Origin of the sequence: Falsiroseomonas algicola (assembly GCF_011040385.1) — a bacterium.
Classification (GTDB): domain Bacteria; phylum Pseudomonadota; class Alphaproteobacteria; order Acetobacterales; family Acetobacteraceae; genus Falsiroseomonas; species Falsiroseomonas algicola.
This window is the reverse complement of record NZ_JAAIKB010000006.1, coordinates 238320-264834: the sequence shown is the minus strand read 5'-3', so window position 1 is coordinate 264834 and position 26515 is coordinate 238320. Positions and strand designations below refer to the sequence as shown.

General features: G+C 72.0%; 28 protein-coding genes. 18 read left to right on the top strand and 10 right to left on the bottom strand.

Annotated features, from left to right (window positions below):
- The first annotated feature begins 94 nt into the window (after positions 1-94).
- Complete coding sequence (locus G3576_RS16845; protein ID WP_164695586.1) at positions 95-1792, top strand: methyl-accepting chemotaxis protein; 1698 nt, start codon at positions 95-97, stop codon at positions 1790-1792.
- Complete coding sequence (locus tag G3576_RS16840; RefSeq protein ID WP_164695585.1) at positions 1789-2091, top strand: BLUF domain-containing protein; 303 nt, start codon at positions 1789-1791, stop codon at positions 2089-2091. The genes G3576_RS16845 and G3576_RS16840 overlap by 4 nt, the downstream gene beginning before the upstream one ends.
- On the opposite strand, the gene G3576_RS16835 is transcribed toward G3576_RS16840, so the two are convergent.
- From G3576_RS16835 to G3576_RS16820, 4 genes are read right to left on the bottom strand one after another with little or no spacing between them, the layout of a single operon-like run.
- The gene (locus tag G3576_RS16835) at positions 2057-3514 is read right to left on the bottom strand and encodes an AMP-binding protein (protein ID WP_207622862.1); all 1458 of its coding nucleotides are present in this window, start codon (positions 3512-3514) and stop codon (positions 2057-2059) included. The two genes, G3576_RS16840 and G3576_RS16835, sit on opposite strands and share 35 nt — an antisense overlap.
- Positions 3511-4776 carry an acyl-CoA dehydrogenase family protein gene (locus G3576_RS16830; protein WP_164695584.1) on the bottom strand — a complete coding sequence of 422 codons (1266 nt, stop codon included), beginning with the start codon at positions 4774-4776 and terminating at the stop codon, positions 3511-3513. The genes G3576_RS16835 and G3576_RS16830 overlap by 4 nt, the downstream gene beginning before the upstream one ends.
- A 2-nt stretch (positions 4777-4778) precedes the next feature.
- Entirely contained in the window at positions 4779-5480 is a 702-nt protein-coding gene (locus G3576_RS16825) for an alpha/beta fold hydrolase (RefSeq protein ID WP_164695583.1), read from the bottom strand.
- Complete coding sequence (locus tag G3576_RS16820) at positions 5477-6514, bottom strand: M29 family metallopeptidase (RefSeq protein ID WP_164695582.1); 1038 nt, start codon at positions 6512-6514, stop codon at positions 5477-5479. Before G3576_RS16820 ends, G3576_RS16825 begins: the two co-directional genes overlap by 4 nt.
- A gap of 74 nt (positions 6515-6588) precedes the next feature.
- On the opposite strand from G3576_RS16820, the gene G3576_RS16815 reads away from it, so the two are divergent.
- Entirely contained in the window at positions 6589-7023 is a 435-nt protein-coding gene (locus tag G3576_RS16815; RefSeq protein ID WP_164695581.1) for a MarR family winged helix-turn-helix transcriptional regulator, read from the top strand.
- Positions 7024-7175: 152 nt separating this feature from the next.
- Complete coding sequence (ltnD, locus tag G3576_RS16810; RefSeq protein ID WP_164695580.1) at positions 7176-8078, top strand: L-threonate dehydrogenase; 903 nt, start codon at positions 7176-7178, stop codon at positions 8076-8078.
- Here the strand turns inward: ltnD and G3576_RS16805 are convergent.
- The 3 genes from G3576_RS16805 to G3576_RS16795 form a co-directional block, all read right to left on the bottom strand.
- Positions 8071-8271, bottom strand: a complete 201-nt coding sequence (locus G3576_RS16805; RefSeq protein ID WP_164695579.1) for a hypothetical protein — start codon at positions 8269-8271, stop codon at positions 8071-8073. The genes ltnD and G3576_RS16805 overlap by 8 nt on opposite strands.
- Before the next feature lie 127 nt (positions 8272-8398).
- A complete protein-coding gene (locus G3576_RS16800) occupies positions 8399-9244 on the bottom strand; it encodes a metallophosphoesterase family protein (RefSeq protein ID WP_164695578.1) in 846 nt (281 codons plus the stop codon).
- A complete protein-coding gene (locus tag G3576_RS16795; protein ID WP_164695577.1) occupies positions 9244-10317 on the bottom strand; it encodes a LacI family DNA-binding transcriptional regulator in 1074 nt (357 codons plus the stop codon). The genes G3576_RS16800 and G3576_RS16795 overlap by 1 nt, the downstream gene beginning before the upstream one ends.
- A gap of 140 nt (positions 10318-10457) precedes the next feature.
- Between G3576_RS16795 and G3576_RS16790 the strand changes: the two genes are divergently transcribed.
- The 7 genes from G3576_RS16790 to G3576_RS16760 all read left to right on the top strand — a co-directional run bounded on the left by G3576_RS16790 (position 10458) and on the right by G3576_RS16760 (position 16746).
- Complete coding sequence (locus tag G3576_RS16790; protein ID WP_164695576.1) at positions 10458-11489, top strand: quinone oxidoreductase family protein; 1032 nt, start codon at positions 10458-10460, stop codon at positions 11487-11489.
- Between the two features lie 30 nt (positions 11490-11519).
- Positions 11520-12386, top strand: a complete 867-nt coding sequence (locus G3576_RS16785) for a dioxygenase family protein (protein ID WP_164695575.1) — start codon at positions 11520-11522, stop codon at positions 12384-12386.
- A 4-nt stretch (positions 12387-12390) separates the two neighbouring features.
- Positions 12391-13281 carry a BKACE family enzyme gene (locus tag G3576_RS16780; protein ID WP_164695574.1) on the top strand — a complete coding sequence of 297 codons (891 nt, stop codon included), beginning with the start codon at positions 12391-12393 and terminating at the stop codon, positions 13279-13281.
- A gap of 68 nt (positions 13282-13349) precedes the next feature.
- Positions 13350-14078, top strand: coding sequence for an SDR family NAD(P)-dependent oxidoreductase (locus G3576_RS16775; RefSeq protein WP_235952092.1), 729 nt, complete (start codon positions 13350-13352; stop codon positions 14076-14078).
- A gap of 35 nt (positions 14079-14113) precedes the next feature.
- Positions 14114-15100, top strand: a complete 987-nt coding sequence (locus G3576_RS16770; protein WP_235952090.1) for a tripartite tricarboxylate transporter substrate-binding protein — start codon at positions 14114-14116, stop codon at positions 15098-15100.
- A 69-nt stretch (positions 15101-15169) separates the two neighbouring features.
- The gene (locus G3576_RS16765) at positions 15170-16072 is read left to right on the top strand and encodes an ABC transporter substrate-binding protein (protein WP_164695572.1); all 903 of its coding nucleotides are present in this window, start codon (positions 15170-15172) and stop codon (positions 16070-16072) included.
- Entirely contained in the window at positions 16069-16746 is a 678-nt protein-coding gene (locus tag G3576_RS16760) for a hypothetical protein (RefSeq protein ID WP_164695571.1), read from the top strand. Before G3576_RS16765 ends, G3576_RS16760 begins: the two co-directional genes overlap by 4 nt.
- 81 nt (positions 16747-16827) lie before the next feature.
- Here G3576_RS16760 and G3576_RS16755 read toward each other — a convergent pair whose 3' ends face one another.
- Positions 16828-17832 (bottom strand): S1C family serine protease, encoded by a 1005-nt coding sequence (locus G3576_RS16755; RefSeq protein ID WP_235952088.1) that lies wholly within the window; start codon positions 17830-17832, stop codon positions 16828-16830.
- Positions 17833-18185: 353 nt separating this feature from the next.
- Here G3576_RS16755 and G3576_RS16750 point away from each other — a divergent pair, with 353 nt between their 5' ends.
- The 4 genes from G3576_RS16750 to G3576_RS16735 are packed head-to-tail and all read left to right on the top strand — an operon-like array spanning position 18186 to position 21502.
- Positions 18186-20600: a heavy metal translocating P-type ATPase gene (locus tag G3576_RS16750; protein ID WP_164695569.1), complete on the top strand. Its 2415-nt coding sequence runs from the start codon at positions 18186-18188 to the stop codon at positions 20598-20600.
- Positions 20597-20989 carry a Cu(I)-responsive transcriptional regulator gene (gene cueR, locus G3576_RS16745; protein WP_164695568.1) on the top strand — a complete coding sequence of 131 codons (393 nt, stop codon included), beginning with the start codon at positions 20597-20599 and terminating at the stop codon, positions 20987-20989. Before G3576_RS16750 ends, cueR begins: the two co-directional genes overlap by 4 nt.
- On the top strand, positions 20986-21180 hold the full coding sequence (locus G3576_RS16740) for a cation transporter (protein WP_164695567.1): 195 nt from the start codon (positions 20986-20988) through the stop codon (positions 21178-21180). Before cueR ends, G3576_RS16740 begins: the two co-directional genes overlap by 4 nt.
- Before the next feature lie 58 nt (positions 21181-21238).
- A complete protein-coding gene (locus tag G3576_RS16735) occupies positions 21239-21502 on the top strand; it encodes a hypothetical protein (protein ID WP_164695566.1) in 264 nt (87 codons plus the stop codon).
- Positions 21503-21566: 64 nt separating this feature from the next.
- Here G3576_RS16735 and G3576_RS16730 read toward each other — a convergent pair whose 3' ends face one another.
- The gene (locus tag G3576_RS16730; protein ID WP_164695354.1) at positions 21567-21818 is read right to left on the bottom strand and encodes a hypothetical protein; all 252 of its coding nucleotides are present in this window, start codon (positions 21816-21818) and stop codon (positions 21567-21569) included.
- A gap of 106 nt (positions 21819-21924) precedes the next feature.
- Between G3576_RS16730 and G3576_RS16725 the strand changes: the two genes are divergently transcribed.
- The 3 genes from G3576_RS16725 to G3576_RS16715 all read left to right on the top strand — a co-directional run bounded on the left by G3576_RS16725 (position 21925) and on the right by G3576_RS16715 (position 24629).
- Positions 21925-23496 carry an alpha-amylase family glycosyl hydrolase gene (locus G3576_RS16725; protein ID WP_164695565.1) on the top strand — a complete coding sequence of 524 codons (1572 nt, stop codon included), beginning with the start codon at positions 21925-21927 and terminating at the stop codon, positions 23494-23496.
- A 144-nt stretch (positions 23497-23640) separates the two neighbouring features.
- Entirely contained in the window at positions 23641-24342 is a 702-nt protein-coding gene (locus tag G3576_RS16720) for a ribonuclease activity regulator RraA (RefSeq protein WP_235952086.1), read from the top strand.
- Positions 24343-24353: 11 nt separating this feature from the next.
- On the top strand, positions 24354-24629 hold the full coding sequence (locus G3576_RS16715; RefSeq protein WP_164695563.1) for a TfoX/Sxy family DNA transformation protein: 276 nt from the start codon (positions 24354-24356) through the stop codon (positions 24627-24629).
- 398 nt (positions 24630-25027) lie between these two features.
- On the opposite strand, the gene G3576_RS16710 is transcribed toward G3576_RS16715, so the two are convergent.
- Complete coding sequence (locus tag G3576_RS16710) at positions 25028-26473, bottom strand: FAD-dependent oxidoreductase (RefSeq protein WP_164695562.1); 1446 nt, start codon at positions 26471-26473, stop codon at positions 25028-25030.
- Between the last annotated feature and the right edge of the window lie 42 nt (positions 26474-26515).

Below are 26515 nucleotides of genomic sequence, written 5' to 3'. Positions count from 1 at the left end.
CGTTAGTCATTCCTGAGCCGGAAACGTGGCAGTGGCGCCCGGCGGCTGTTCCGGGCTCCGGGATGACGCGCCCGCAACGTCGCCGGAGGATCCGATGCGTCGACCGTTCAGCAACCTGTCCCTGTTGTGGAAGGCGCTCCTGCCCGTGGCACTGCTGGCGGCACTGGCCGCCGGCAGCACCTTCTACCTCATCCGCGTCGTGCAATCCGTCGATGCCGAATACTCGATCCTGATCGAGCGTGAGGCGGAGGCCGCGACAGCGGCCGCCAATGCCAATGCGACCACCATCGACATGGCGCGCGCGGTCTGGCGCGCGACGGCGTTCGAGGAACGCGCGGAGGTCGCGGTCGCGCAGCGCGAGATCGAGGAGATGGGCGAGACGATGGCGTCCCATATCCGGGAGATGCGGGAGGCAGCCCCCGATGGCACGCTGGCGGCGGATATCCAGGCGATGCAGCAACGCTTTGCCGCCTTGCAGCAGGTGGCGCTGGCGGGCCTGCGCATCCTGGCGGAGGGGCGGCAGGCGGAAGCCGAGGCCATGCTGCGCCGCGACTTCCTGAACCAGGTCGTCGAGTTGCGGGGGCAGAACCGCCGCCTGATGGAGGCGTTCGTCGGCCTGGCCGATCGCCGATCGGCGCAGCTGACCGACACCGTCGATGCGACCGCGCTGTGGCTGCAGATCGGCCTTGGCGTCGGGCTGCTGCTTGCTGTCGCGATGGCGGCCGGCATGGCGCTCGCCACCGTCGTGCATCCGCTGAAGCGCCTGAATGACGCGACCGCTGCCGTGGCGGCGGGCCGCTTCGAGACGAAGGTCCCTGAAACCGACCGCGGCGACGAGGTCGGCACCATGGCGCGCGCGCTGTCGGGCTTCGCCGAAGGGCTGCGGGAGAATGCCGCCCTTCGCGCCAGGCAGGAGGAGGACAAGCATGCCGCGGAGGCGGCCCGCAAGCAGGATCTGGAGCGCGTCGCCACGCAGCTGGAGGAGCGCGTCGGCGGCGTGGTGGAGGGCATCGCCTCCGCCTCCAACGAACTCAACGCCGCCGCCACCTCGCTGGTTGGGATCGCGGAGCAGGGCGCGATGCGCGCCAGCCAGGTGAGCGACGCCACCGGCGCCACCAGCGAGAATGTCGGCACCGTCGCCGCGGCGACCGAGGAGCTGGCAAGCTCCGTCGCCGAGATCGCGCGGCAGGTGAACGAGAGCTCCGCCGTCGCGCGCGCCGCCGTGGAACAGGCGGAGCGGACCAACAGCACCGTCGCCAACCTCAACGAGGCCTCGCAACGCATCGAGGAGGTGCTGAAGCTGATCGGCAGCATCGCCGGCCAGACCAATCTGCTGGCGCTGAACGCGACGATCGAGGCGGCGCGCGCCGGCGATGCCGGCAAGGGCTTCGCGGTGGTGGCGAGCGAGGTGAAGTCGCTGGCCGGCCAGACCACGCGCGCGACGGAAGGCATCGCCCAGCAGATCAGCGCGATGCAGGACGCGACGCGCGGCGCGGCGACCGAGATCAGCGCCATCCGCGATACCATCGTGAAGATCAGCGACATCGCGGTGGCCATCGCCGCGGCGGTGGAGCAGCAGGGCGCCGCGACGCAGGACATCGCCCGCAGCGTCCAGGCCGCCGCCAGCGGGACGCGCGACGTGGCCGCGCGGATCGAGGAGGTGCGCCAGGCGGCCGGGGAGACCGGCGGCGCGGCGACGCAGGTCAACGCCACCGCCGGCGAATTGTCGGAACAGGCGGAAGCGCTGCGCCGGCAGGTGCGGGACGTGCTGGTCACGCTGCGCGCGGCATGACGCTCCACCGCATCGTGGCGATGAGTATCGGCGAGTCCGGCGTGGCGGCGGACCCCGCCGCCATCGCCGCGATGGCGGACAGGCTGCGCGGCGGTCTGCTGGCGCGCGGCGTGACGGGCTGCCTGACGCTGCGCGGCCACTGCATCGGCCAGGTGCTGGAAGGCCCACCCCGCGCCGTGCGCAACGCCTTCGCCCGCCTGAAGCGGGACTGGCGCCACCGCGACCTGGTGGTGCTGGAGGATCGCGCCGTGGCCGCGCGGGAGTTCAGCGACTGGGGTATGCGGCCACCATCTGCCTGAGCCGCGCGACCTCCACCTTGCCGAGCGCGGTGCGCGGCAGGGCAGGCAGGGCGACGACCGCGCGGGGCTGCTTGAAGCGCGCGATCTGGCCCTCGAAATGGGCCAGCACGCGGGCGGCATCGAAGCCCTCGCCGGGCACGACCACGGCGATCGGCACTTCGCCCCAGCGCGGATCGTCGCGGCCGACCACGGCGCCTTCCGCGACGCCGGGCGCGCTGCGCAGCAGGCGTTCGACCTCGGCGGGGTAGATGTTCTCCCCGCCCGAGATGATGACGTGCTTGAGGCGGTCGGTGAACCAGTAGCGACCCTCCGGGTCGACGCGCCCGACATCGCCGGTGGGGAACCAGCCATCCGGCGTCAGCGCATCGTCGCGCTTCCAGTAGCCGCGTAGTACGGCGGGGCCGCGCACCTGGATCTCCCCATCGGTCCCGGGCGGGCACAGGGCGCCGCCGGTATCGACCAGGCGGCATTCCGCGTGCAGGGCCGGGCGGCCGATGGAGCCGGGAGCGGCCAGCGCCTCCTCCCGCGTCTGCACGATGGCGATCGGGCAGGTCTCCGTCGCGCCATAGACCTGCTGCACCGGGATGCCGCGCTGATGAAAGGCCTCGATGAGCGGCAGCGGCACGTCGGAGGAGCCGGCGCCGATGGCGCGGAGCGAGGAGAGGTCCGCGCTGGCCCAGCGGGGATGCGAGACCAGCGCCTGCATCACGGCGGGCACCAGCAGCGTCAGCGTCGGGCGGTCGCGCTCCACCGTGTCGAAGAAGGCGTCGGCCTCGAAGCGCGGATGCAGGATGATTTCGGCGCCGGCCATCAGCGCCGGCGTGGTCTGGATGTTGAGGCCGCCGACATGGAAGAGCGGCAGCACGGTCAGCACGCGGTCATCGGCCGCAAGGTCGAAGGTCGCGATGGCGTTCAGCGCGTTGAAGCGCAGCGCCCGCTGGTCCAGCACCGCGCCCTTCGGCCGGCCGGTGGTGCCGCTGGTATAGACCAGCAGCAGCGGGTCATCGTCGGTGCCGACGGCCGGTGGCACGGCATCGCCGTGCAGCGCCGTCGCATCCATCACCGCGCAGCCTTCGGGTGCGGCGGCCACGGCAGTCTCGAGAAAATCAGGCGTGGCCAGCAGCAGGGACGCGCCCGCATCCTCCAGGATGAAGCGCCATTCCGGCGCGGCCAGGCGCCAGTTCAGCGGCACCTGCATGGCGCCGAGCCTGGCGCAGGCCAGCAGCGCCACGATCTGCGCGGGGTGGTTGTGGCCGAGGAAGCCGATGCGGTCGCCCCGCCCGATGCCGCGCGAAGCCAGCGCGCCGGCCATGCCAGCGACGGCAGCGTCCAGCGCGCCGTAGTCCAGCGCGGCCTCGCCGAAGCGCAGCGCAATGCAGCCGGGCGGGTGGGAGGCCGCCCAGTGGTGGAGCGGCGCGGTCAATCGACCTCGCCCTTCTCGTAGAGCGTGTCGCGGCCGAGGCGATCCAGGCAGAGTTCCGCCGTCCAGGGCAGCATCAGCGCGCCGCAGCGGCTGTCGCGATACATCCGTTCCAGCGGCAGCGACTTCAGCATGGACTGCCCGCCACAGGTGCGGATGGCGAGCGCGCAGAGCGCATTCGCATTCTCCATCACCGTGTATTGCGCGGTCAGCGCGCGCATCATCTGCTCCTTGCTCGGATCGGGCCGCGCATCGGTGATGGCCTGGAACCACAGCGCCTTGGTCTGTTCCAGCATGATGCGCATCTGCGCGACGGCGATCTGCTTGGTCGGATACATGCGGCGCTTGACCGGCGGCGTGCCCGGCACCTCGCCCCGCAGATACTTCACGGTGAAGTCGTAGGCCGCCTGGCAGATGCCCATGTAGGTCGGAGACAGCGTCATGAACATGTGCGGCCAGCGCGTGGCGGCCTGGAAGTAGAGGCCGGGCGGCATCAGCGCCGCATCGTCGGGGACGAAGACATCCTTGAAGAGCAGGTTGCGGGAGACGGTGCCGCGCATGCCGAGCGGGTCCCACTCGCCCTCCACCGTCACACCAGGCGCGGTGGCCGGCACGCCGAGATAGAGCGTGTCCCTTCGCGACAGCTTCTCGCCTTCATGCACCTCCGTGCAGAGGATGCCGTAGTAGTTCGCGTGCCCCGCGAGGCTGGCGAAGATCTTCTTGCCGTTGATGAGGAAGCCGCCCTCCACGCGCTTCGCCGTGGTGCCGAAGGCCGCGGCACCGGCGGCGGCCGCGCCGCCTTCGGAGAAGGGCTGCGAGTAGATCGCGCCATCGGCCAGGATGCGGTCGTAGTGGATCTGTCGGCGCCGGCGATGTTCCGCACGGGCCTCGGCGGGAATGTCCAGATCCTCGGTCAGCGCACCGGTCCAGAGCGTCGAGCAGACATGCATGTTCCAGGTCAGCGCGGTGGCGCCGCAATACCGGCCGAGTTCGGCGGCGGTCATGCAATAGGCGCGGAAATCGGCGCCGAGCCCGCCTTCATCCTTCGGGATGCAGATGCCGAGCAGCCCTTCGCGATGCATGTCGCGATAGTTGTCGGTGGGGAAGGTGGCCTCGCGGTCCCAGCGCGCGGCGCGGGGCGCCAGCACCGTCGCGCCGAAGCGGCGCGCCTTGGCGGTCAGTTCGGCCTCGAATGGGGTCAGCCGGAAGGCGTCGGCGTCGAAGATCGGCGCGTCTTCCAGCGTGGTGGCGGGCAGGGCGTCCATGCTCAGCTCTCCAATGCGTCGCGCAGCGCGGCCGCAAATTCGGCGGGTTTCTCCAGGTGGATCAGATGCCCGGCCTCCGGGATCACGATGATCCGCGCGCCGGGGATCGTCTCCGCCATGCGCTGCATGGTCTTGAGCGGCGCGGCCTGGTCGCGCTCGCCCGCGATCAGCACGGTCGGCACGCTGATCCGCGCCAGGTCGGCGCGGCGGTCGAAGGTCGTCAGGCAGCGCAGCGTGTCGCGATAGACATCCTCCGGCACCGCCTGCATCGCCTCCAGCGCGCGGGGATAGGCATCGGGCGCGGCGTCCGGGCCGAACATGCCTTCCAGCATCGCCGGCGCGGCCTCCCGCATCGTGCTGCCTTCCAGCGGGCCGAGGCGCGCGCGCAGGAAGGCGTCGGCGAAGCTCGGGTCGCGGCCGCCAAAGGCCGGCGTGGTGCCGTAGAGCACCAGCTTCGCGACGCGGTCGGGATGCGTCGCCACGAAATCCTGCGCGACCATGCCGCCCATGGAGTGGCCGACCAGCGTGGCCTTCGCGATGCCACGCTCGTCCATCGCCGCCAGCAGCGCCGCCGTCAGCGCGGGGAAGGTCATCGAAGGCAGGGGCGCCGTGCCGCAGAAGCCCGGGAACGGCCAGTCGAGGGCGCCCGGCACCAGATTACCCCAGGAGGGGCCGCCAATGCCGTGCAGTAGGATGGTGGTCATGGAACGAGCCTCCCCTCGATGACGACGGGCTCGCCATCCAGCGCGATGGTGCAGCCGAAGACGGGGATGTCGAAATGCCCCTCCGTGAAGCGGCCCGCGAATTCATTCGCGCCGGTCGAGAACAGGAAGTTCCCCGCCGCGGCGCGCAGCTCCGTCCCGTTGGTGTCGCGCGCGCCATAGGCCAGCAGCGCCTCCCGCCGCGCGCGCGCGTTCATGCCCCAGCCGACATGGCTCACCGCATAGGCCGCGCGATCGCCCCAGGCGGCGAGATACTCGCGCATGGCGATGGCGTCGGTGCCCGCGCCCTCGATCGCCGTGACGTGGTCATCGATCAGCGTCAGGCGCACGGGGCTTTCGATGTAGCGCTTGAAGGTCAGGTTCGCGTCGCCCGGCGCCAGCACCAGCGTGCCGTTGACCGTGCCGGCGCGCGGGAAGCTGACGACGACGCCGCCCGGCCAATGCGCGATGGTGCCGGGGCGGTCCGTCCAGCCCCAGACCCCCGCGGTGATGGCGCCCGCCATGTCCACCACCAGGTCCGTGCCGGCCGCGCTCGTCACGGTCATCCGCTTCGCGGCGCGGGCGCGCTTCACCGCCGCCTTCACCGGCGCCTCGTCCTCGGGCCGTGGCACCAGCCGCTCCAGCGCCTCCGGATGCTCGTTGGAGACCATCAGGATGCGCGACCCCGCCGCCAGAATCTCCTTCAGCTCAGGCGCGTGCAGCAGGCCTTCCAGCGTCAGGTCCAGGATCAGGGAGGACGCCTTCAGCGCCGCCAGCGCGCCGGGATGGCCCTGCAGTGCGCGGGACGCGCCGGTGGAGCGCACCGGCACCGGCGCGGATTGCCGCGACGTCGGCACCACGAGCCGGAAGGGCCGGCAGCCCAGGCGATGGGCGGCCAGCTCCGCCAGGTCGAGGTTCAGCGGCCGCGACTGGCTTTCCGCCAGCAGGCAGACGACCTCCCCCGGCTGCGCTTTGCACAGCCGCAGCACGGCCTCGAAGGCCTCGATCCATTGCGGCTCGATCCGGTCGTCGCGCAATCCCGGGCACTCCCTGACGTTGCCCCAAGGATAACGCTGGTCCGTGACATATGAAAAGTCATATGTTGGCCGCCATGGGCGAATCCCCCCGCTTCGTCGATGGCTATCTGCTGGCCCTGCTGGCACGGGCGAGCCATGCGGCCTCCGCCGGGTTCCATGCGCAACTCAAGGCGCGCGGCGTGGCCGTGCCGGTCTGGCGCGTGCTGGCGACGCTGGAGGGCGCGGCGCAGGGTGTCACGGTCGGCGAACTGGCCGAGACCTGCCTGATGCAGCAGCCCACCATGTCCAAGCTGCTGGACCGGATGGCGGCGGATGGCCTGGTGGCGCGGCAGCGCCAGGGCCGCATGATGCGCATCCGGCTGACGCCCCCTGGTGCCGCGCTGGCCGCCGAGCTGGTGGCGGAAGCCCGTGCCCATGAGGCCGCGCTGCTCGCCCGCCACGCAGGGGCCGCGCCCGCCTTGAAGGCGCTGCTGCGGGACATTGCGGGGCCTTCATCTGAAGCGGGCTGATCCCCATCTGCCGCGCATGCCATCCCCGGACAAGCTCGGCCGCATCGTGCTGGTGCTGCTCGTCATCTCCGCCCTCGTGCAGATCGCGCGGCTTGCCTTGTCATGAGCCCTGCGCCCGGTAAGGGTGCAGGGAACACGCAGGGAGCGCGGCGATGAAGGTGGCGGTGATCGGCCTCGGGGCCATGGGCATGGGTGCCGCGCTGTCCTGCCATCGCGCGGGCCTGGCGACGACGGGCTGCGACATGCGCGACACGGCGCGCGCCGAGTTCGCCGCCGCGGGTGGTGCCACCGCCGCCAGCGCGGCCGGGATCGACCAGGGCACGGAGGCCGTGCTGCTGCTGGTGGTGAACGCCGCGCAGACGGAGGCCGCGCTCTTCGGGCCGGAAGGCTGCGCGCCGCGCCTGGCGCCGGGCGCCGTCATCCTCTCCTCCGCCACCATGGGCCCGGCGGATGCGAAGCGCCTGGCGGAGAAGGCCGAGGCAGCCGGCTTCCTCTACCTCGATGCGCCGGTCTCCGGCGGCGCCGCCAAGGCCGCTTCGGGGGAGATGACGGTGATGGCCTCCGGCTCGCCTGCCGCCTTCGCCAGGGCCCGGCCGGTGCTGGATGCCGTCGCCGCGAAAGTCTGGGAACTCGGCGATGCGCCGGGCATCGGCGCCACCGTGAAGGTCGTGCACCAGCTGCTGGCCGGGGTGCATATCGCCGTGGCGGCGGAGGCGATGGCGCTCGGCATCCGCGCCGGCGCCGATCCGCGGCAGCTCTATGACGTGGTGACGAGTGCCGCCGGCAATTCCTGGATGTTCGAGAACCGGATGGCCCGCGTGCTGGTCGGCGATGACGCGCCCCGCAGCGCCGTGGACATCTTCGTCAAGGACCTCGGCCTGGTGGCGGAGATGGCGCGGGGGCTGAACCACCCGGTGCCGCTGGCCACCCAGGCGCAGCAGCTGTTCACGGCGGCCAGCGCCATGGGCCATGGGCGCGCGGATGATGGCTTCGTCATCCGCGTCTGGCAGGCACTGACGGGGATCAGCCTGCCGGAGAAGACGCCGGTCAGCTGATGGCGGCGACGACGCCCGCGATGGCCAGCATCAGCACCGCCAGGGCGGCGCCGGCGCGGGCCAGCTCCTCCATCTTCTCCCGCGTCACCAGCGGCTCGGCGGGGGGGCGGGAGGTTTCCTCACCCGGGGTTGTCTCGGCATAGGGGTCGCGCAACCCCAGGAATTCCGACCGTTGTTGCTTGGTCTGCGACATCGCCGCCCCTGTTTGACCGCCGGCACGTCATAGCCGGCTGGATTCTGGCCGGAAACAGATCACGGGTTGAGAAACCCGCTTTCTCGCTTAAGTCAAAATTGGAACGCTCTCTTTTTCGTGAGAAGCCTCAGCCCTGCCGCGGATAGGTCTCCGCGCGCACCTCCTCCAGGAAGGGCGCGCGGATGCCGGCGGGGGAGACGAGTTCCACCTCCGCATGGTCGGCATGCAGGCGGTGGCGCAGGAAGCCGGCCAGGCGGTCGCCGGGAATGCCGGGCTGGATCTCCGGCTCGCAGACGAAGGAGGCCGGGGGCGCCCAGGCGTGGATGACCTCCCCCCGCTGGACCAGGCGGTGCAGGTGGACATGGCCGGAGCCGACCAGCCGCAGCGCGGGGTGGGTCAGCAGCGGCGCCAGCGTGGCGCGGGCGGCGGGCGGGACGGACCAGTAGTCGAAGGGATCCTCCATCCCGTGCACGAAGGGCGGCTTGTGCAGGAACAGCGCGATGCGCCGCCGGCCGAGCCCCTCCAGCGCCGTGGCCACGAAGCCTGCCTGCTCGGTCTCCCGCGCCAGGCCGGTGCCCATGATCTCCGTGTTCAGGCCGATCAGGCGCCAGGATTCACCGCCGGGGCCATCGAGGTCCTGGATGAAGCGGTCGGCGCCGAGCATCGCGTCCCAGCGGGCCAGGCGGGCTTCGTCCACCACCTGGGTCGGCATCGTCTCCCGCGTGCTGCCGACATCGTGGTTGCCGGGGATGGCCAGCAGCGGCGCGCGGCCCGCGGCGCGGCGGAGCGCGCTGGCGGCGAAGGAGAGGTCCGCATCCCGGTCCGCGCCATCGAGCGAGAGGTCGCCGCTGGCGACCAGCGCGGCGGGCGGGTCCGCATGCAGCACGGCCTCGATCCGCGCCATGTTGGCCTGGAAGACGGTGGTGCGGGGGCCGAGATGCGCGTCCGAGATCTGCGCGACGATGATGGGCATCAGTGTTCCTGTCGGGGTGCGCGGGTGGAGGCGCGGATGACGAGTTCGGGGACGAGGCGCGTGTCGCGGCGCGGGGCGGCGGGTTCTGCAATCTCCGCCAGCAGCGCCTCCGCCGCTTCCCGTCCCATGGCGGCGTGCTGGATGCGGATGGTGGTGAGCGGCGGGTCGATGAGGTCCACGAAGGGCATGTCGTTGAACCCCGTGACGGAAAGGTCGACGCCGGCGCGAAGGCCGCGTGACCGCAGCACGTCGTAGACACCAAGGCATAACATATCGTTCGCGGCGACGAGGGCCGTGAAAGAGGCGGCGGTGAAGGAAGGGCCGGCCAGCAGCGTCTCCATCGCCACCCGCCCGGCGGCGCGGGTGTAGCCCGCCGCATCCACCACCGGCCCCGGATCGAGCCCCGCCGCCCGCAGGGCCTCGAGAAAACCCTCGCGCCGGTCGATGGCGGTGGAGACGCCGCGCGGCCCGGCGAGATGCGCGATGCGGCGATGGCCTAGCGCCACCAGATGCGACACCGCGAGACCGATGCCATGCCGGTCGTCATTCGTGACGGCCGATGTGGTGGCGCCAGGCAGGCGCCGGTTGATCAGCACCGTCGGGATGCCGAAGCGGGCGCAAAGCTCGATCGCATGCGTCCCCTCTGCCGCGGAGGCCATCATCAGCCCGTCCACCACATGCTCCGCCATGCGGGAGATCAGCATCTCCTCCCGCGCCGGGTCATTGTCCGTGTTCGCGACCAGCGTGGCGTAGCCCTGCGCGGCCAGCAGCGATTCCGCCGCGCGCACGATGGGCGGGAAGATCGGGTTCACGAGGTCCGGGACCAGGATGCCGATGGTGCGGGATTTCCGCGTTCGCAGCCCGGCCGCCAGCGCCGAGGGCCGCCAGCCCAGCCTGTCCGCCGCCTCCGCCACCCGCAGCGCCACGGCTTCCGTCACCATCCCCCGCGTGGCCGGGTTGAGGGCGCGGGAGACGGTGGAGGCATGCACCCCCGCCGCGCGCGCGACATCGGCGATGGTGGCGCGGCCGGCCGGGGGCGGCGCGGCGTCAGGGATCGGGCGGTTGGGGGGCATGGCGCCGGCATCCTAGCCCGTCTTCGGGGCAGGTTGCAGCCATGCGTCGGGGGTGATGCAATCGATTGCAGAAAATGCTTGACCCCTTTCCGGGCACTGCTTACGAAGGCCGCAACGCCCGCCTGAGGAACCGTCCGACGATGAATGACGCGCCGCCAACCCCGGCCGCCCTTGCCCCCGGCGCCAGCCTGCCGGCCTCCGCCCCCGCGCTGCGCTTCCAGCGCCATGGCGGGCCGGAGGTCCTGGCGGTGGAGGAGATGCCGGTGCTGGCCCCCGGGGCAGGCGAGGCGCTCGTCCGGGTGCATGCCGCCTCCATCAACCCGTCCGACGTGAAGAACGTGCTGGGGCGCATGAAGCAGACCGTGCCGCCGCGCACGCCGGGGCGGGATTTCGCGGGCGTGGTGGTCGCCGGTCCCGCCGAGTGGCTCGGCGCGGAGGTCTGGGGCACCGGCGGCGATATCGGCTTCACGCGGGATGGCACCCATGCCGCCTACCTCACGGTCCCCGTCGGCGCCCTTTCCCGTAAGCCGGCCAACCTCTCCTTCGAACAGGCCGGCGCGGTCGGGGTGAACTACATCAGCGCCTGGATCGGCCTCGACTACGCCGCGATCAAGCCGGGCGAGACGCTGCTGGTCATCGGCGCCAGCGGCGGCGTCGGTGGTGCCGCCTGCGGCATCGCCCGTGGCAAGGGGGCGTCGGTCATCGCCGCCTGCCGCGGCCAGGCGGACCCTGCTTCGCCGGCGCGGCACGCGACCGACAACTTCATCGACCTGAACGAGCCCGACTTCGCCGCCCAGATCGCGAAGGCCGCCGGCGGCAAGCCGATCGACGTGGTGTTCGATTGCGTCGGCAGGCCGGACCTGGTGGAGCCGGCACTCGCCGCGCTCGGCTTCGGCGGCCGCGCCATCCTCATCTCGGGCAGCCCCGGCGAGAGCATGAAGGTGGAGATGATCCCCTTCTATCGCCGCGAATGCCGCCTGATCGGCGTGGACAGCCTGAAGCGCAAGGCGGCCGAATGCGCGCCGATGATGGACGCGCTGCGCGCGGGCTTCGAATCCGGCACCTACCCCGCCCCCGCCATCGCGGAACGCCATGCCCTGGCGGATGGCGCGGCTGCTTACGCCTCCGTCGCCCGCGGCACCCGCGGGCGCGTCGTGCTGACGATGACCTGAGCATCCCTGACGCAGGGAGGAGGAACCACCATGGCCGATGGCCACATCACCTATACCAGCGAGAACCTGACCGGCGCGGTGCTGGAGCGTATCCGCGGCGATGCCGATCCGCGCATCCAGCAGGTCATGACCGCGCTGATCCGCCACGTGCATGACTTCGTGCGGGAGGTGGAGCTGACGCCGGAGGAATGGGAGCAGGGGGTCGGCTTCCTGACCGAGCTCGGCCGCTGGTGCGACGACAAGCGGCAGGAGGTGATCCTGCTGTCCGACATCCTCGGCGTCTCCATGCTGGTCGATGCCATTGCGCACCGCACCCATGCGTCGGTCAGCGAGACGACGGTGCTCGGTCCCTTCCACCGGGAGAATCCGCCGCCGATGAAGAACGGGGAGAACATGTCCCCGGGCGTCGAAGGCGAGCCGCTCGAGGTCGAGGTCCGCATCCTCGACGCTGACGGCAATCCGCTGGAGGGCGCGCAGGTCGATGTCTGGCACACCTCCCCGGATGGCTTCTACGACAGCCAGCTGGGCGAGGAGCACAACATGCGCGGCCGCTTCGTCACCGGCCCCGATGGCCTGGTCGCCTTCCCGACCGTGATGCCGGCCAGCTACCCGGTGCCGCATGACGGTCCGGTGGGCCGCGTGCTGGCGGCGATGGGGCGCGGGCCGATGCGGCCGACCCATGTGCATTTCTGGATCAAGAAGCCCGGCTATCGAGACCTGATCACGCATATCTTCAAGGACGGTGATCCCTACCTGCATGAGGATGCGGTCTTCGGCGTGAAGGCCTCGCTCGTCACCGACTGGGACGAGCCGAAGAAGCAGGGCCGGCCCGCGAAGCTCACCTATGAATTCCGCATCCCGAAGGCGGATGCCGACACCAACGCCGCGAAGGACTGAGAACATGCGTCGCAAGGTCATCCTCACCTGCGCGGTGACGGGCAACATCACCACCCCCGAGCAGACGCCCTACCTGCCGATCACGCCGGAGCAGATCGCCAATGCCGCGATCGATGCGGCGAAGGCCGGCGCCGCGGTCGCGCATATCCATGTGCGGGACCCGGAGACGGGCAAGCCTTCCATGTCCCTCGACCTCTACAAGGAAGTCGTGGACCGCATCCGCAGCAGTGGCACCGATGTCGTCATCAACCTGACGACCGGCCCGGGCGGGCGCTTCGATCCGTCCCGCGACAATCCCCGCGTGGCCGGGCCGAACAGCACGCTGCTGCCGCCGGAGAAGCGCGTGGAGCACATTGTCGCGCTGAAGCCGGAGATCGCGACGCTCGACCTGAACACCATGTGGTCGGGCAATGCCGTCGTCATCAACGCGCCCTGGTCCGTGACGAAGATGGCCGAGCTGATCTACAGCGTCGGCACCATCCCGGAGCTTGAGGTCTTCGATTCCGGCGATATCGGGCTGGCGAAGAACCTGATGGAGCAGGGCGTGCTGAAGGGCCCCTGCCTGTTCCAGGTCTGCATGGGCATCCGCTGGGGCTTCGACTGGGATCCGCAGACGCTGAACTACGCCAAGTCCATCCTGCCGCCGGGCAGCCCCTGGGCCGCCTTCGCCATCGGGCGCATGGAATTCCCCATGCTGATGCAGGCCTGGCTGCTGGGCGGCCATGTGCGCGTGGGCCTCGAGGACAACATCTACCTCAACAAGGGCGAGCTCGCGACGAGCAACACCGTGCTGGTGGAACGCGCCGTGCGCCTGCTGCGCGAATTCGGCGTGGAGCCGATGACCGCCGCCGAGGCGCGCGCGGAACTCTCCCAGGTTGGCGGCTGGAGCCGATGATGGCGTCCGATGATCGGAGGGCCGAAGGGCCCGGAGATCTGAATCGGCCGCCTCAGACACGCGGTGTATTGATCGTCACCGGCGGCGGGCGCGGCATCGGGGCGGAGACCTGCAAGGCCGCCGCCGCCGATGGCTGGACCGTCGTCGTCAACTACGCCCGTGACGCCGACAGCGCCGCTGGTGTCGTCGCGGCGATCGAGGCAGCGGGCGGCAAGGCAAAAGCCGTGCAGGCCGATGTGCAGACCGAAGCGGGCATCACCGCGCTGTTCGAAGCCGCTGACCGCATCGGCCCCGTGCGCGGCCTGGTGAACAATGCCGGCGGCAGCGCGGATGCGAAGATCGCCGACCTCACCACGGCCGATTACGACCGGATGATGGACAGCAACCTCCGCACCACCGTCTTCTGCGCGCGGGAGGCCGTGCGCCGCATGGCGACGGATCGCGGGGGAGAGGGCGGCGTCATCGTCAATGTCGGCTCCCGCGCCAGCGTGCTCGGTGGCCAGCCCGGCCGCGTGATGTATGCCGCCGCCAAGGGCGCGGTCGATGGTTTTACGAGTGGCCTCGCCAATGAGGTTGGGAAGCTGGGTATTCGCGTCTGCACCGTGCGGCCGGGCGTGATCCGCACCGCCACCCACGAAGCGAAGGCCGGGGCCGAACGCCTGAAGACCATGACGGCCGCGATCGCGCTGGGCCGGCCCGGGGAGCCGGAGGAGGTGGCGGCGCTCATCACCTTCCTGCTCTCGCCCTCGGCCTCCTACATGACGGGAACGCTGGTGGATATCGGCGGCGGACGCTGACATTCTGTTTCGACAATAACGGAGGACAACGAACCATGATGATGAGGACGACGCGCCGCCTGCTGGCGGCCGCCGCGCTGGCCCTGCCGATGCTCGGCGGTGCGGCGCAGGCGCAGAACTGGCCCGAACGCCCGATCACCATGGTGATCCCCTTCGCGCCGGGCGGGCCGACCGATGTGGTGGGTCGCCTGATCGCGGAGGCGATGGGCCGCGACCTCGGCCAGAACGTGCTGGCGCAGAATGTCGGCGGCGCCGGCGGCACCACGGGTACGGCGCGCGTCGCCGCCGCGGCGCCGGATGGCTACACCATCCTGCTGCACAACATCGGCATCTCCACCGCGCCGACGCTCTACCGCCGCCTGCCCTATGATCCCGTCACGGCTTTCGAGACGGTGGGCCTGGTGACCGCGACGCCGATGGTGTGGCTCGCCCGCCCCGGCCTGCCGGTGACCAACTTCGCGGAGATGATCCGCCATGTGCGCGAGCGGGGCGAGGCGGTGAACCTGGCCAATGCCGGCCTCGGCTCCGCCAGCCAGCTCTGCGGCACGCTGTTCCAGGCGAGCCTCGGCGTGCGCGTCACCACCGTCTCCTACACCGGCTCGGGCCCGATCTATCCGGAGCTGATGGCGGATCGCCTCGACATCTATTGCGACCAGACCACCTCCGCCTCCTCCTTCGTCACCAGCGGGCGCGTGCGCGGGCTGGCAGTGACGACGGCGGAGCCGATGGCGCAGCTGCCGGGCATCCCGACCGCGGGCCAGGCCGGGCTGCCGGGCTTCGAGATCGGTATCTGGCACGGCATCTACGCGCCGAAGGGCACGCCGACGCCTGTGGTGATGCGCCTGAACCAGGCGCTGCGCGCGGCACTCGCCGATCAGCGCGTGGTGACGCGCATGAATGAGCTCGGCAGCCCGCCGGAGCCGGTGGAGCGCCAGAACCCCGATGTGCACCGCGCGCATCTGGTGTCGGAGATCGCGCGCTGGCGCCCGATCCTGCAGGCGGCCGGCCAATTCGCGGATTGAGGGTGTCGGACTGACGACCGTCACGGGCAGGGGTGCACCGCATCCCTGCCCTTTTTCGTTGAGGGATTCATGCAGACCTTGAACGTCGTCGCTTTCGCCGGCGCCTCCAACCTCGCGCTCTGGGCGGGCACGAAGCACGGCGTCTTCGCGCGCCATGGGCTGGAGATCGCGCTCTCCCTCACGCCCAACTCCAAGGCGATGGCGAGCGATCTTTACGCCGGCCGCTTCGACCTGGCGCTGACGGCGGTGGACAACATCGTCGCCTATGATGAGGGGCAGGGGGAGGTGGAACTGCCCGGCCCCGCCGATTTCGTCGCCTGGCTCGGCGTCGATGACGGCATGCTGAACGTCATGGCGGTGCCCGGCATCGCCGACATCGCCGCGCTGCGCGGCCGGCGCGTCGCGGTCGATGCCATGACCACCGGCTTCGCCTTCGTGCTGCGGGAGATGCTGGGCCGCGCCGGCGTGGCCGAGGCGGTGGAATGGGTCGCCGTCGGCGGCGGCGCGCAGCGCCTCGCGGCCCTGGTCGAGGGCGCGCAGGAGGCGACGCTGCTGAACACGCCGCTCGACCTGGCGGCCGAGGCCAAGGGCTGCCTGCGCCTGGCCCGCGCGCAGGATGTCGTCGGCCCCTACCAGGGCATCGTCGCGGCATCGCGCCGCGGCGTGCTGGCGGAGAAGCGCGCCGCGCTGGTCGCCTTCGCCCGCGCATTTCGCGAAACGCTCGCGCTGCTCGATGCCGACCACGCGGAGGCCGCCGCCATCCTGGCCGAGGGCGCGAAGATGCCGCCCCCCGTCGCGGCGCGCGCCGTCACCGCGCTGCTCGATCCCGTCCGCGGCATCACGCGCGACCTGTCGATCAGCGAGGCCGGCCTCGCCACCGTGCTGCGGCTGCGCAGCCACTTCACGGGCAAGGCGCTCACCGATCCCGCGCGCTACCTCGATCCCTCGATCCGCGCCGAGGCCTTCGGATGAGCGACAGCTTCCGCGCGGGGCTGCAGGCGGCGCGGGCGAAGCGCGGCTACCTGCTGCCGCATCACGGCCTGTTCCGCCTGCTCTCGCCCGACTTCGCGGAAGCCTATGAGGCCGCCTATGGCCGCCTCGCCCTGCAGCCCGTGGCCCTGCCGGCGGAGGAGAAGGAGTTCCTCTGGCTGGTCATCACCGCCGTGGTCGGCAGTGCGACGGCGCGCCATCACGTGCGCCGCTACAGGGAAGCGGGCGGGGGCATCGAGGGCGTGGAGGCCGCGCTCCGCCTCGCCGGCTTCGCCGTGGCGCGCTCCCGCTTCGACTTCGCCGCCGAGGGCTGGGCCGGGCAACTGCCGGGCTGGGACGCCGGGGCGGCGGAAGCGGCGGCGCTGGAGGCGCTGACCCCCACCCTGCCGCCGTCACGCCGCGCCTTGGCGCTGCTCGCCGCCTGCACCGCGCGGCGGGATTCCGCGGGGGTGCAGCGCTACCTTCGCGCCGCCTACGCGGTGGGGGTGGAGGAACGCTGGATGGCGGAGGCGATGTGCCTGACGGTGCAGCCGGCGGGGCTGCCCAACGTGGTGCACGCGGCGGGGCTGTGGCGCGGGGTGATCGCGTCGGGGGAGGTGCAGGCCTCCGACGCGTTCAGGGCCTGGGTGGAGATTCCGGCGGAGGGGGATGCGTGATTCCGGGAAAGGCTCTGCCTTTCCCGGACCCTATCCGCCCAAAGGGACCAGGGGCCCGAGACGGGCCTGGACCGTCTCAAGTCAGGGCTCGCAGCGCAGCATGACCGTGGCGCGGTGGGCGATGTCGCCGACATCGGCGGCGCTGCGATCGGCGCCGCGGCTCTCCGCCGTGCGGAATTCCTGGTTGTTCCGCCGCAGGAAGGCCTGGGCAGCCTCCCCCTTCACCGCGAAATTCACGTTGTCCACGTTCTGGACGCGACGGTTGTCGAGCTTGGCGACGACGACGCCGACCACATTTCCCTGCATGTCCAGCAGCGGCCCGCCGGAATTGCCGGGCTGCACCTCCGCGCTGATCTGGAAGCGCGTCTGGTCATTGCCGATGCCACCCAGCGCATTGATCTCGCCCCGCGTCAGCTTGGGGTCGGAGGACAACAGCCCGGAAAGCGGGAAACCATAGGCCACCACGCTCTCCCCCCGCCGGATCGCGGGCGTGCCGCGGAAGGCGACGGTCGGGCCAGGATTCCCCGGCACCGCGAGCAGCGCCAGGTCCAGCCGCGCATCCGCCTGGCCCTGCACCGTCGCCGCCAGCCAGCGGCCATCCGCGGTGCGGGCCAGGATGCGGCCGCAGCCTTCGATGACATGGTGGTTGGTCAGCACCCGGTCGGGGGCGACGACGAAGCCGGTCCCTGAACTCACGCGTCGGGCGTTCTGATTGGGGCGAGCCTGCGCCACCGGGGGCAGGGGCGCGGCGGCGGTCGCGATCTCGATCCGGGTCTCCGCGCAGATGTCGCGGTCGCGGATCAGCCCCTCCCGCCCATCGGCCAGGACCATCCTGATGTCGAAGCGGCAGCCCGCATCCTGGTTCACCCGCAGCGCGAAGGCGGCGTTGGTCGGCAGCGGGCCGCGGTTCAGCAGATTGCTGCCCCAGTCCGGCCGGCCGCTGCGCACGGCATGCAGCGCCGTCGCCTCCTGCCCCGTGCGGTTGACGATGCGGACCGGCTCGGTCTGCGGAGGTGCCGGCGCCTGGGCCGCCGCGGGCGCCGCCAGGACGAGGGAGAGCAGGATCGCTGAGGAAATGTTGCGCATGGCGCCGCCCATGTCGGGCGCCCCCGGTTCCGCGTCAACGGGCCCTGAGGCCATCGGCCGATCGGGAGCCCGGCGGCGGCCAACGGCCGCCGAGGCGCCGAATGGCGCCCGCCGCCTGTGCGGCGAGCCAAGCGCGCGGATGCGGCCGCGTCACGCCGCAGGCGTGCCTTCGGCACGACGCACTTGAGGGCACCAAAAAACTCATACCGACCGCCGCTGCAAGCGGCGGTCGGTATGAGCCAGATCAAGGCCGGCGCCTTCCAGAGCGGACAATCTCGGGGAAATCGAGGCGGGGTGCTTGACCCTCCCATTGTGGGAGACGCCACCTTCGCCTCATGGAACCGAAGCCCCCGATGCCCGAGGCCCCCCTCGCGCCGCCCCCGACCCTGTCCCTCCCCGTGGAGGGGATGACCTGCGCCAGCTGCGCCGGGCGGGTGGAGCGCGCGCTGGCGCAGGTGCCGGGCGTCGCCGCCGCCAGCGTGAACCTGGCTTCGGAAACCGCGACGGTCGCCGGCACCGCGCCCCCCGCCGCCCTGGCCGAGGCGATCCGCGCCGCCGGCTACCAGGTGCCCGAACAGGAACGCACGATCGGGATCGAGGGCATGACCTGCGCCAGCTGCGCCGGCCGCGTGGAACGCGCGCTGGGCAAGGTGCCGGGCGTGCTCTCCGTCAGCGTGAACCTGGCCTCGGACCAGGCGACCATCCGCGCCCTGGCGGGGGTGGAGGAGGCAGCGCTGGCCGCGGCCCTGTCCCGCGCCGGCTATGCGCTGACAGCCACGCAGGAGGATGACGGCGCGCCGGAGGCCGCGAAGCTGTCGCGCCAGCGGCGGGACCTGGTCCTGGCCGGGCTGCTCGCCGCGCCCTTCCTGGTCGGCATGGTCGGCATGCCGCTCGGCCAGGACTGGATGCCGAATGGCTGGGTGCAGCTGGCGCTGGCCACCCCCGTGCAGTTCTGGCTCGGCGCGCGCTTCTTCCGCGCGGGCTGGGCGGCGCTGCGCAACCGCACCGGCAACATGGACCTGCTGGTCTCCATCGGCACCCTCTCCGCCTTCCTGATGAGCCTCTGGCTGCTGGTCCAGCATGGCGGTGGCCATAGCCACGCGCTGTATTTCGAGGCGGCCGTCGTCGTCATCTTCTTCATCCTGGTCGGCAAATACCTGGAAGCCCGCGCCAAGCGCGGCACCGGCGCCGCCATCCGCGCGCTGCTCGACCTGCGCCCCCGCACGGCCCGCCGGCTGGATGCGCAGGGGCAGGAGCAGGAGGTGCCGGCCGCCGCGCTGGCACTCGGCGACCGCGTCGTCGTGCGCCCCGGGGAGCGCATCCCCGTGGACGCCGTCATCGAACAGGGCGAGGCCGGGATCGACGAAAGCGCCCTGACCGGGGAGAGCCGGCCCGTCGAGAAGCGCCCCGGCGACAGGGCCGCGACCGGCACGGTGGTGCTGGATGGCCGGCTGGTGCTGCGCGCCACCGCCATCGGCGCGGACACGACGCTGGCCCGCGTGGCGGCGCTCGTCGCCGCCGCCCAGGCCAGCCGCGCCCCCGTGCAGAAGCTGGTCGATCGCGTCAGCGCCATCTTCGTGCCCGTCGTCATCGGCATCGCCGCCGTCACGCTGCTCGGCTGGCTGCTGGCGGGGGCGGGGTTCGAGGCCGCGTTGCTCAACGCCGTCGCCGTGCTGGTCATCGCCTGCCCCTGCGCGCTCGGCCTGGCGACGCCCGCCGCCATCATGGCCGGTACCGGGGCGGCGGCGCGCGCCGGCATCCTGATCCGCGATGCGGAGGCGATCGAGCGCGCCCAGGGCATTTCGTTCGTTGCCTTCGACAAGACCGGCACGCTGACCGAGGGGAGGCCGCGGCTCGCCGCCCTGCATCCGGCGGACGGCATCGACCCCACGGAGGCGCTCGCACAGGCGGCCTCCCTGCAATCCGGCAGCGAGCATCCGCTGGCCCGCGCGGTGCTGGCCGCCTTCGGCGCCACGCCCGCCCCCGCGCAGGGCTTCCGCGCCCTGCCGGGCCGCGGCGTGGAGGGCGTGGTCGCCGGCCGCCGCCTAGCGCTGGGCAGCCCGCGCCTGCTGGCGGAATCCGGCGCCGATCCCGGCGCGCTGGCGACCACCGCGCGGGTCGAGGCCGCGCAGGGCCGCAGCCTCGCCTGGCTGATCGACCCGGCCACGGCGCGCGTGCTGGCGCTGCTGTCCTTCGAGGATGCGCCGAAGCCCGGCGCCACCGCCGCCGTCTCCGCACTGAGGGGCATGGGCCTGGAGGTCGCGATGCTGTCCGGCGACAACCGCGCCGCCGCCGGGGAAGCCGCCGCGCGGCTCGGCATCGGCCGCGTGGAGGCCGAGGTGCTGCCGCAGGACAAGGCCGGCCATGTCGCGGCCTGGCGGCAGGAAGGATTGCGCGTCGCCATGGTGGGCGATGGCGTGAACGACGCACCGGCGCTGGCCGCGGCGGATCTCGGCATCGCCATGGGCACCGGGACCGATGTCGCGATCGCGGCGGCGGGCGTCACCCTCATGCGGGGCGATCCGGGCCTGGTGCCGGCCACGCTCGAGATCACCCGCCGAACCTATCGCAAGCTCAAGGAGAACCTGTCATGGGCCTTCGGGTACAACCTGCTCGGTATTCCGCTGGCGGCGGCGGGCTTGCTCTCTCCGCCGGTGGCGGGGGCGGCCATGGCGCTGTCCTCCGTCTCGGTGGTGGCGAACGCGCTGCTGCTCTCGCGGTGGAAGCCAGCCGGCCCCCCGCGCCGTCCCTCCGGCCCCGCGGCATGAATATCGGGGAGGCGGCCGCCCGCTCCGGCGTCTCGGCCAAGATGATCCGCCACTACGAATCGATCGGGCTGGTCACGGCCACGCGCCGGGCGAATGGCTATCGCAGCTATGGGCCGCAGGACGTGGCGGTGCTGCGCTTCATCCGCCATGCGCGGGACCTGGCCTTTCCGCTGGAGGATATCCGCAAGCTGCTGGCGCTGTGGCGCGACCGGTCGCGGGCGAGTGGCGACGTGAAGCGCCTGGCGATGGACCATGTGACGGCGCTGGAGGCCAAGGCCGCGTCGCTGCGGGCGGTGGCTGACAGCCTGCGCCACCTGGCGCAGCATTGCGCCGGCGATGACCGGCCGGACTGCCCGATCATCGATGAGCTGGAGGGCAAGTCTGCATGACGGTGGCGCTGAAGGTCGAGGGCATGAGCTGCGGCCATTGCGTGAAGGCGGTGACGGGCGCGATCCAGGCGCTCGACCCCGCCGCGCGGGTGACCGTGGCGCTGGAGACCGGGATGATCACGGCGGAGACGGTGCTGACGGAAGCGCAGGTCGCCGCCGCCGTCGCGGAGGAAGGCTACAAGGCGGCCTGAGCCGCGCAACGCCGCCGTTCCTGCTGCGTTCGCGCCCCCGGACAGGGAGGCGCGGTGCATGGCGATCGGCGGGGCGAGTTGGCCCGACATCTTCAAATGGGCCGCGACGGGCCTGACCATCGCGGGGGCCGGCACCACCGCCGCCGATCTCGGCCGGCGCGCCACGGGCTGGGGTTTTGCGCTGCTGTCGGGCGGCTCGGCGTGCTGGCTCGCCTCGGCGCAACTGGAGCAGGAGAGCCAGCTGGGGCTCACGAACCTGGTGCTGCTGGCGCTGAACCTGTTCGGGGTGTGGCGCTGGCTGGTGCGGAAGGCGCCGGCCTGAACCTCGCGGTCCAGGGTTCCGCTGAACCCTGGCGAGGGTGCAGGGGGCAGAGCCCCCTGCGGGCCTACCGCCGCTTGATCCGGTCGGGCGAGATGTCCACCGGCCCGCCGCGCAGCTGCGCCTGCTCCACCATGTCGCCCGGCTGGGCTTCCCCTGGATGGATCGGGTCGTCGATCTGGCCGGAGGCGCGGTTGTCGCCCGCCTCGTCGGCGTGCTCCCCGCTCTCCCCCGGCCGCACCCTTTCGCCGCCCGGCAGCGTGGGGCGCAGCGCGTCCTCGGACCCGCGGGCCTCGCCGATCCTGTCCTTGTCGTCCATGGCGTCCTCCTGGCTGGGGATCGCCAACGCGGCGCCAGGGCGGGCGGTTGCGGGAACCCTCGGGCGTGCCGGGCCTTCCTGGCTGCGCAATGGCGGGAGTGGCGGCATGACCGAGTGGTGGCGCGGCGCGGTGATCTACCAGGTCTACCCACGGTCCTTCCGGGATTCGGACGGGGACGGGGTGGGCGACCTGCGCGGCATCCTGCAGGGGCTGGACCATGTCGCGGGGCTTGGCGTGGATGCCGTCTGGCTGGCGCCGGTCTATGCCTCGCCGCAGGCCGATTTCGGCTATGACGTGGCGGATCACTGCGCGGTGGATCCGCAATACGGCACGCTGGCGGACCTCGAGGCCGTGATCGCGGGCGCGCATGAGCGCGGCCTCAAGGTCATGCTCGACCTCGTCACGGGCCATACCAGCACGGCGCATGCCTGGTTCCGGGAAAGCCGGGCGCGGCGGGATGGGCCGCTCGCGGATCGCTATGTCTGGGCGGATGCGAAGGCGGATGGATCGCCGCCCAACAACTGGCTCTCCGTCTTCGGCGGCCCGGCCTGGCGGTGGGAGCCGCGGCGGCGACAGTACTACCTGCATCACTTCCTGCCGGAGCAGCCGGCGCTGAACCTGGAGGATCCCGACACGCTCGATGCCGTGGCGGGGGTGATGCGCTTCTGGCTGGATCGCGGCGTCGATGGCTTCCGGCTGGATGCGCTGGATTTCGTGGCGCATGACAAGGCGCTGCGGGACAATCCGGCCGCGCCGCCGCGCCCCGAACCACCCGCCAAGCTCTTCGGCCTGCAGCTGCACCAGCACGACATGATGGGGCCAGGGACGGCGGCCATCCTGCGGCGCTTCCGGGCGGAGGCCGATGCCGCCGGCGCGGTGCTGCTGGGCGAATTGTCCTCCCAGCCAGGCGCGCATGCGCGGGTAGCCCGCGCCACGGCGCCGGGGCTGCTGCACATGGCCTATACGCTGGCGCCGCTGCGGGCCGGCTTCGACCATGGCGTGGCGCGGGCGCTGGTGGAGGCGGCCTCCCACCCCGAGGGCTGGCCCTGCTGGAATTTCAGCAACCATGACGTGGTCCGCACCGCCACGCGCTGGTCGCCGACCGGCACGCCCGACCCCGCCGTGACGCGGCTGCTGATGGCGCTGCTGCTGACCCTGCGCGGCAGTGCCTGCCTCTACCAGGGGGAGGAGCTTGGCCTGCCCGAGGCCGAATTGCCGTTCGAGGCGCTGCGCGACCCCTTCGGCATCAGCTTCTGGCCGGATTTCGCCGGCCGCGACGGGTCCCGCACGCCGATGCCCTGGGACGCTGCGCTGCCCCATGCCGGTTTCACGACGGGCAGTCCCTGGCTGCCGGTGCCGGAGGCGCATCGCGACCTCGCCGTCTCCATGCAGCAGGAACCCGGCAGCATGCTGGCCTTCACGCGGGAGCTGCTGGCCACGCGGCGCGCCAGCCTGGCGCTGGTGGCGGGCGCGTCCCACCCGCTCGGCCTGCCGGCGCCGCTGCTGGGGTTCGAGCGGCGGGAGGCGGCGGATCATGTGCGCTGCCTGTTCAACCTCTCGCCCGAACCGGTGCCCGTGCCGGCGGGCCTGCAGGGGGGCGCGGCGCTGTCGGGCAGCCCGGTCGGCGCGGCGGGCGAGGTGCTGCCAGGCTGGGGCGTGGCGCTGGCGCGGGTGTAGGCGGCGCCAGAACCCGGCGGTCCAGGGTCGCCTTCGACCCTGGCCGGGGGTGCAGGGGGCGGGCAGCCCCCTGCGGCCTGGACGCGGGCGCGCCGCTGCGCTTAAGCGCCCGCGTATTCTGCCATGGCAGCCGGAGCCGCGCCCATGAACCCCGCCACGCGCGACGCCCTGATGGGCGTCACCACCGCCACCCTGACGACGGTCCTGCTCAAGAAGGGCGTGCGCTTCTGCTACATCGCCGGCAGCCGCCCGATCGTCCCCGGGGCTGCGAAGCGGATCGTGGGCCCCGCCTTCACGCTGCGCTTCACGCCGACGCGGGAGGATCTGGCGACGGTGGAGAGCTGGTCCTCTCCCCGCTCGACCCGCGCGGCGATCGAGGAGATGCCGGAGGGTTGCGTCGCCGTCGCCGATGCCATGGGCAATACCGCGGCCGGCATCTTCGGCGACATCCTCTGCGCCCGCATGGCGAAGAAGGGCGTGGCCGGCTTGGTGACGGATGGCATGGTGCGGGACGGTGCCGGCGTGATCGGCACCGGCCTGCCGGTCTTCTGCCAGGGCTATGTCGCCCCTGCCTCCGTCGCCGCGCTGAACTTCGTGGGATGGCAGGAGACGATCGGCTGCGGTGGCGTCACCGTGGTGCCGGGCGACATCATCGTGGCGGACCAGGATGGCGCCGTGGTGATCCCGGCCGCGCTGCTGGATGCCGTGACGGAAGCCGCGGTGGAGCAGGAACGGCTGGAGGGCTGGATCATGAAGGAGGTCGAGAAGGGCCTGCCGCTGCCCGGCCTCTATCCCCCCAATGCCGAGACCAAGGCCCGCTACGAGGCCGATCGCGGCCGCGGGTGAGGCACCACGCCATGGCCAGCGCGGCGCCGCTGGTGGATCGGGCCGGGGTGCATCTGCTGCGCAACCTCGGCCCGCGCAGCGCGGCGATGCTGGCCGATGCCGGGATCGAGACGGTGGGCGACCTGCGCGCGATCGGCGCCGCGGGCGCCTTCCGCCGGCTGCGCTTCATGGGGGGCAACCCGTCGCGCAGCCTGCTCTGGGCGATGGCGGCGGGGCTGCAGGGGCGGGACTGGCGGGCGCTGGACGAGGCGGAGAAGGCGGCACTGGAAGCGGCGCTGCTGGACTGACGGATTCCGCTGGCGGCGCGCCGGCGTTCGCTTTATGTTCGGATCATCCTGGCCCGGATTGCGCCCTTCGCACGCTGTAGCCGCGCTGCCACGGCCAAGGTTTTCCGGCGGTGCAGGCGGGCGGCAGCGCCCCATGAAATCGGTGCTAAACGTCCTAAAGGCCCTAAACCGGCTTTAGAATCCGGCTGATTTTAGTGGCAGCCATGCCACGGTCCCGCAGGAAATCCCCGCACGACACCGGGGCAAAAAAAGCCCCAGCGCCTTGCAGCGCCGGGGAAGTGGATGGTCCGCACACCATGCGCGGAACCGCCGGGAGAAAACGTCGAGGCAATGCCTTGACGCGTTACCATCTGCGCCACTTGTCCTCACGGCAGCGTGACGCCTGGGTGAAGCCTTGGTCAGTCATTGTGCAGCGCGAAGGATGGCGCGGCCGATCCTTCCGCCGCCATGCGCAGGTGGGCGCCCTGGGACCGCAGCGCGGCCTGGATGTCGGCCACCGGCACCGCCCGCGGCGCGACCCCCCGCGCCGCCGCCAGCGCGGCCCCGACCCCCGCCGCCTGGCCGGTCAGCCAGCACTGCGGAATCTCCCGCAGGAAGGAATGGCTGGTGGCATCGCAGGCGAGGTGCCGGCCCGGCGCCAGCAGCCCGTCCAGCGCCACCGGGACGATGGCGCCATAGGGCACGGAGACCGGCGGGAAGGCGGGCGCCAGGCTCGGCGAGACGCCGATCTCCTCCGCCGAGACCCGCCCATCCCACCAGGCGCGCGTCACCGGCGTGACGCCGGCGAGCCGCCGCGCATGCCGGACGCCGAGCTGCGGCGCCGTCAGCATCGGGAAGGCGCGCTCGAAGCCCGGGCACTCCGCGCGGTAGCGCTCCAGGTGCCGGAACATCAGCCGGTGGGAGATGACCTCCACCTCCGCCAGATCATCGACCATCACGGCGGAATAGCCCGCGAGACGCGGGCCCATGAACAGCGCGACGTCGTCCCGCCAGCTGGCGAAGGCCTTGTCGAAGAAGCCGACAGCTTCCTTGCCGCGGCGCATGAACTCGCTGAATTCGTCGGGGCTTTCCGCCCGCCAGGCGAGGTAGCGCGGCATGTCGACGCCGCCCCAGGTCCAGGAGGTGTTCATGCAGTGGTGGATGTCGCGCGTATCGACATCCTCCGCGAAGGCGGCGCCGGCGCGGGCATAGAGGTCGCCATCCCCCGTGCCGTCCACGGTCACCTTCGCCAGCACGGCGCGGCGGCCCTGTTTGCTCTCGAAGATCGCGCCGGCGACGGCGCCGTCCCGCAGGATGGGCTCGGCGCCCCAGGCGTGGAACAGCAGCTCCACGCCCGCCTCGGCGGCCATCTCCAGGCTCGCGGCCTTCAGGTGTTCCGGGCAGACCGTTGGCGAATGGGTGACGATGCCGTGGAAGGCGGCGGTGCGCAGCGCCCACCAGGCGGCCGTCGCGGCATCGCGCGATCCCCAGGCCTCCGGCGGCGGGCCCGCCACGACGGCCTTCGGCAGGCGGTCCAGCAATTCGGCGGCGAAGCCCTGGATCAGCAGGCTGCCGTCCCAGCCCGTCATGCGGTCGATCCACACGACGAGCCCGCCGGTGGACAGGCCACCCAGGTGGTTGTGGCGCTCCAGCAGGATGGTGCGCGCGCCGAGGCGGGCGGCGGCCACCGCGGCGGCGGTGCCGGCGGGGCCGCCGCCCACCACCAGCACGTCGCATTCGGCGTGGACCGGGATGTCCCGCGCCGCCTCCCGCACCGTCAGCCCGGTCTCGCGCCGCCGCTCGCGCGCCCGGGGGCTGAAGACCTCGGATCGGAAGAAGAGGCGGCCGCCGTCATTCGTGCCCATCGCCGCAGGATAGGGTGGATCGGGTCGCGCGGCCCAGCCCTC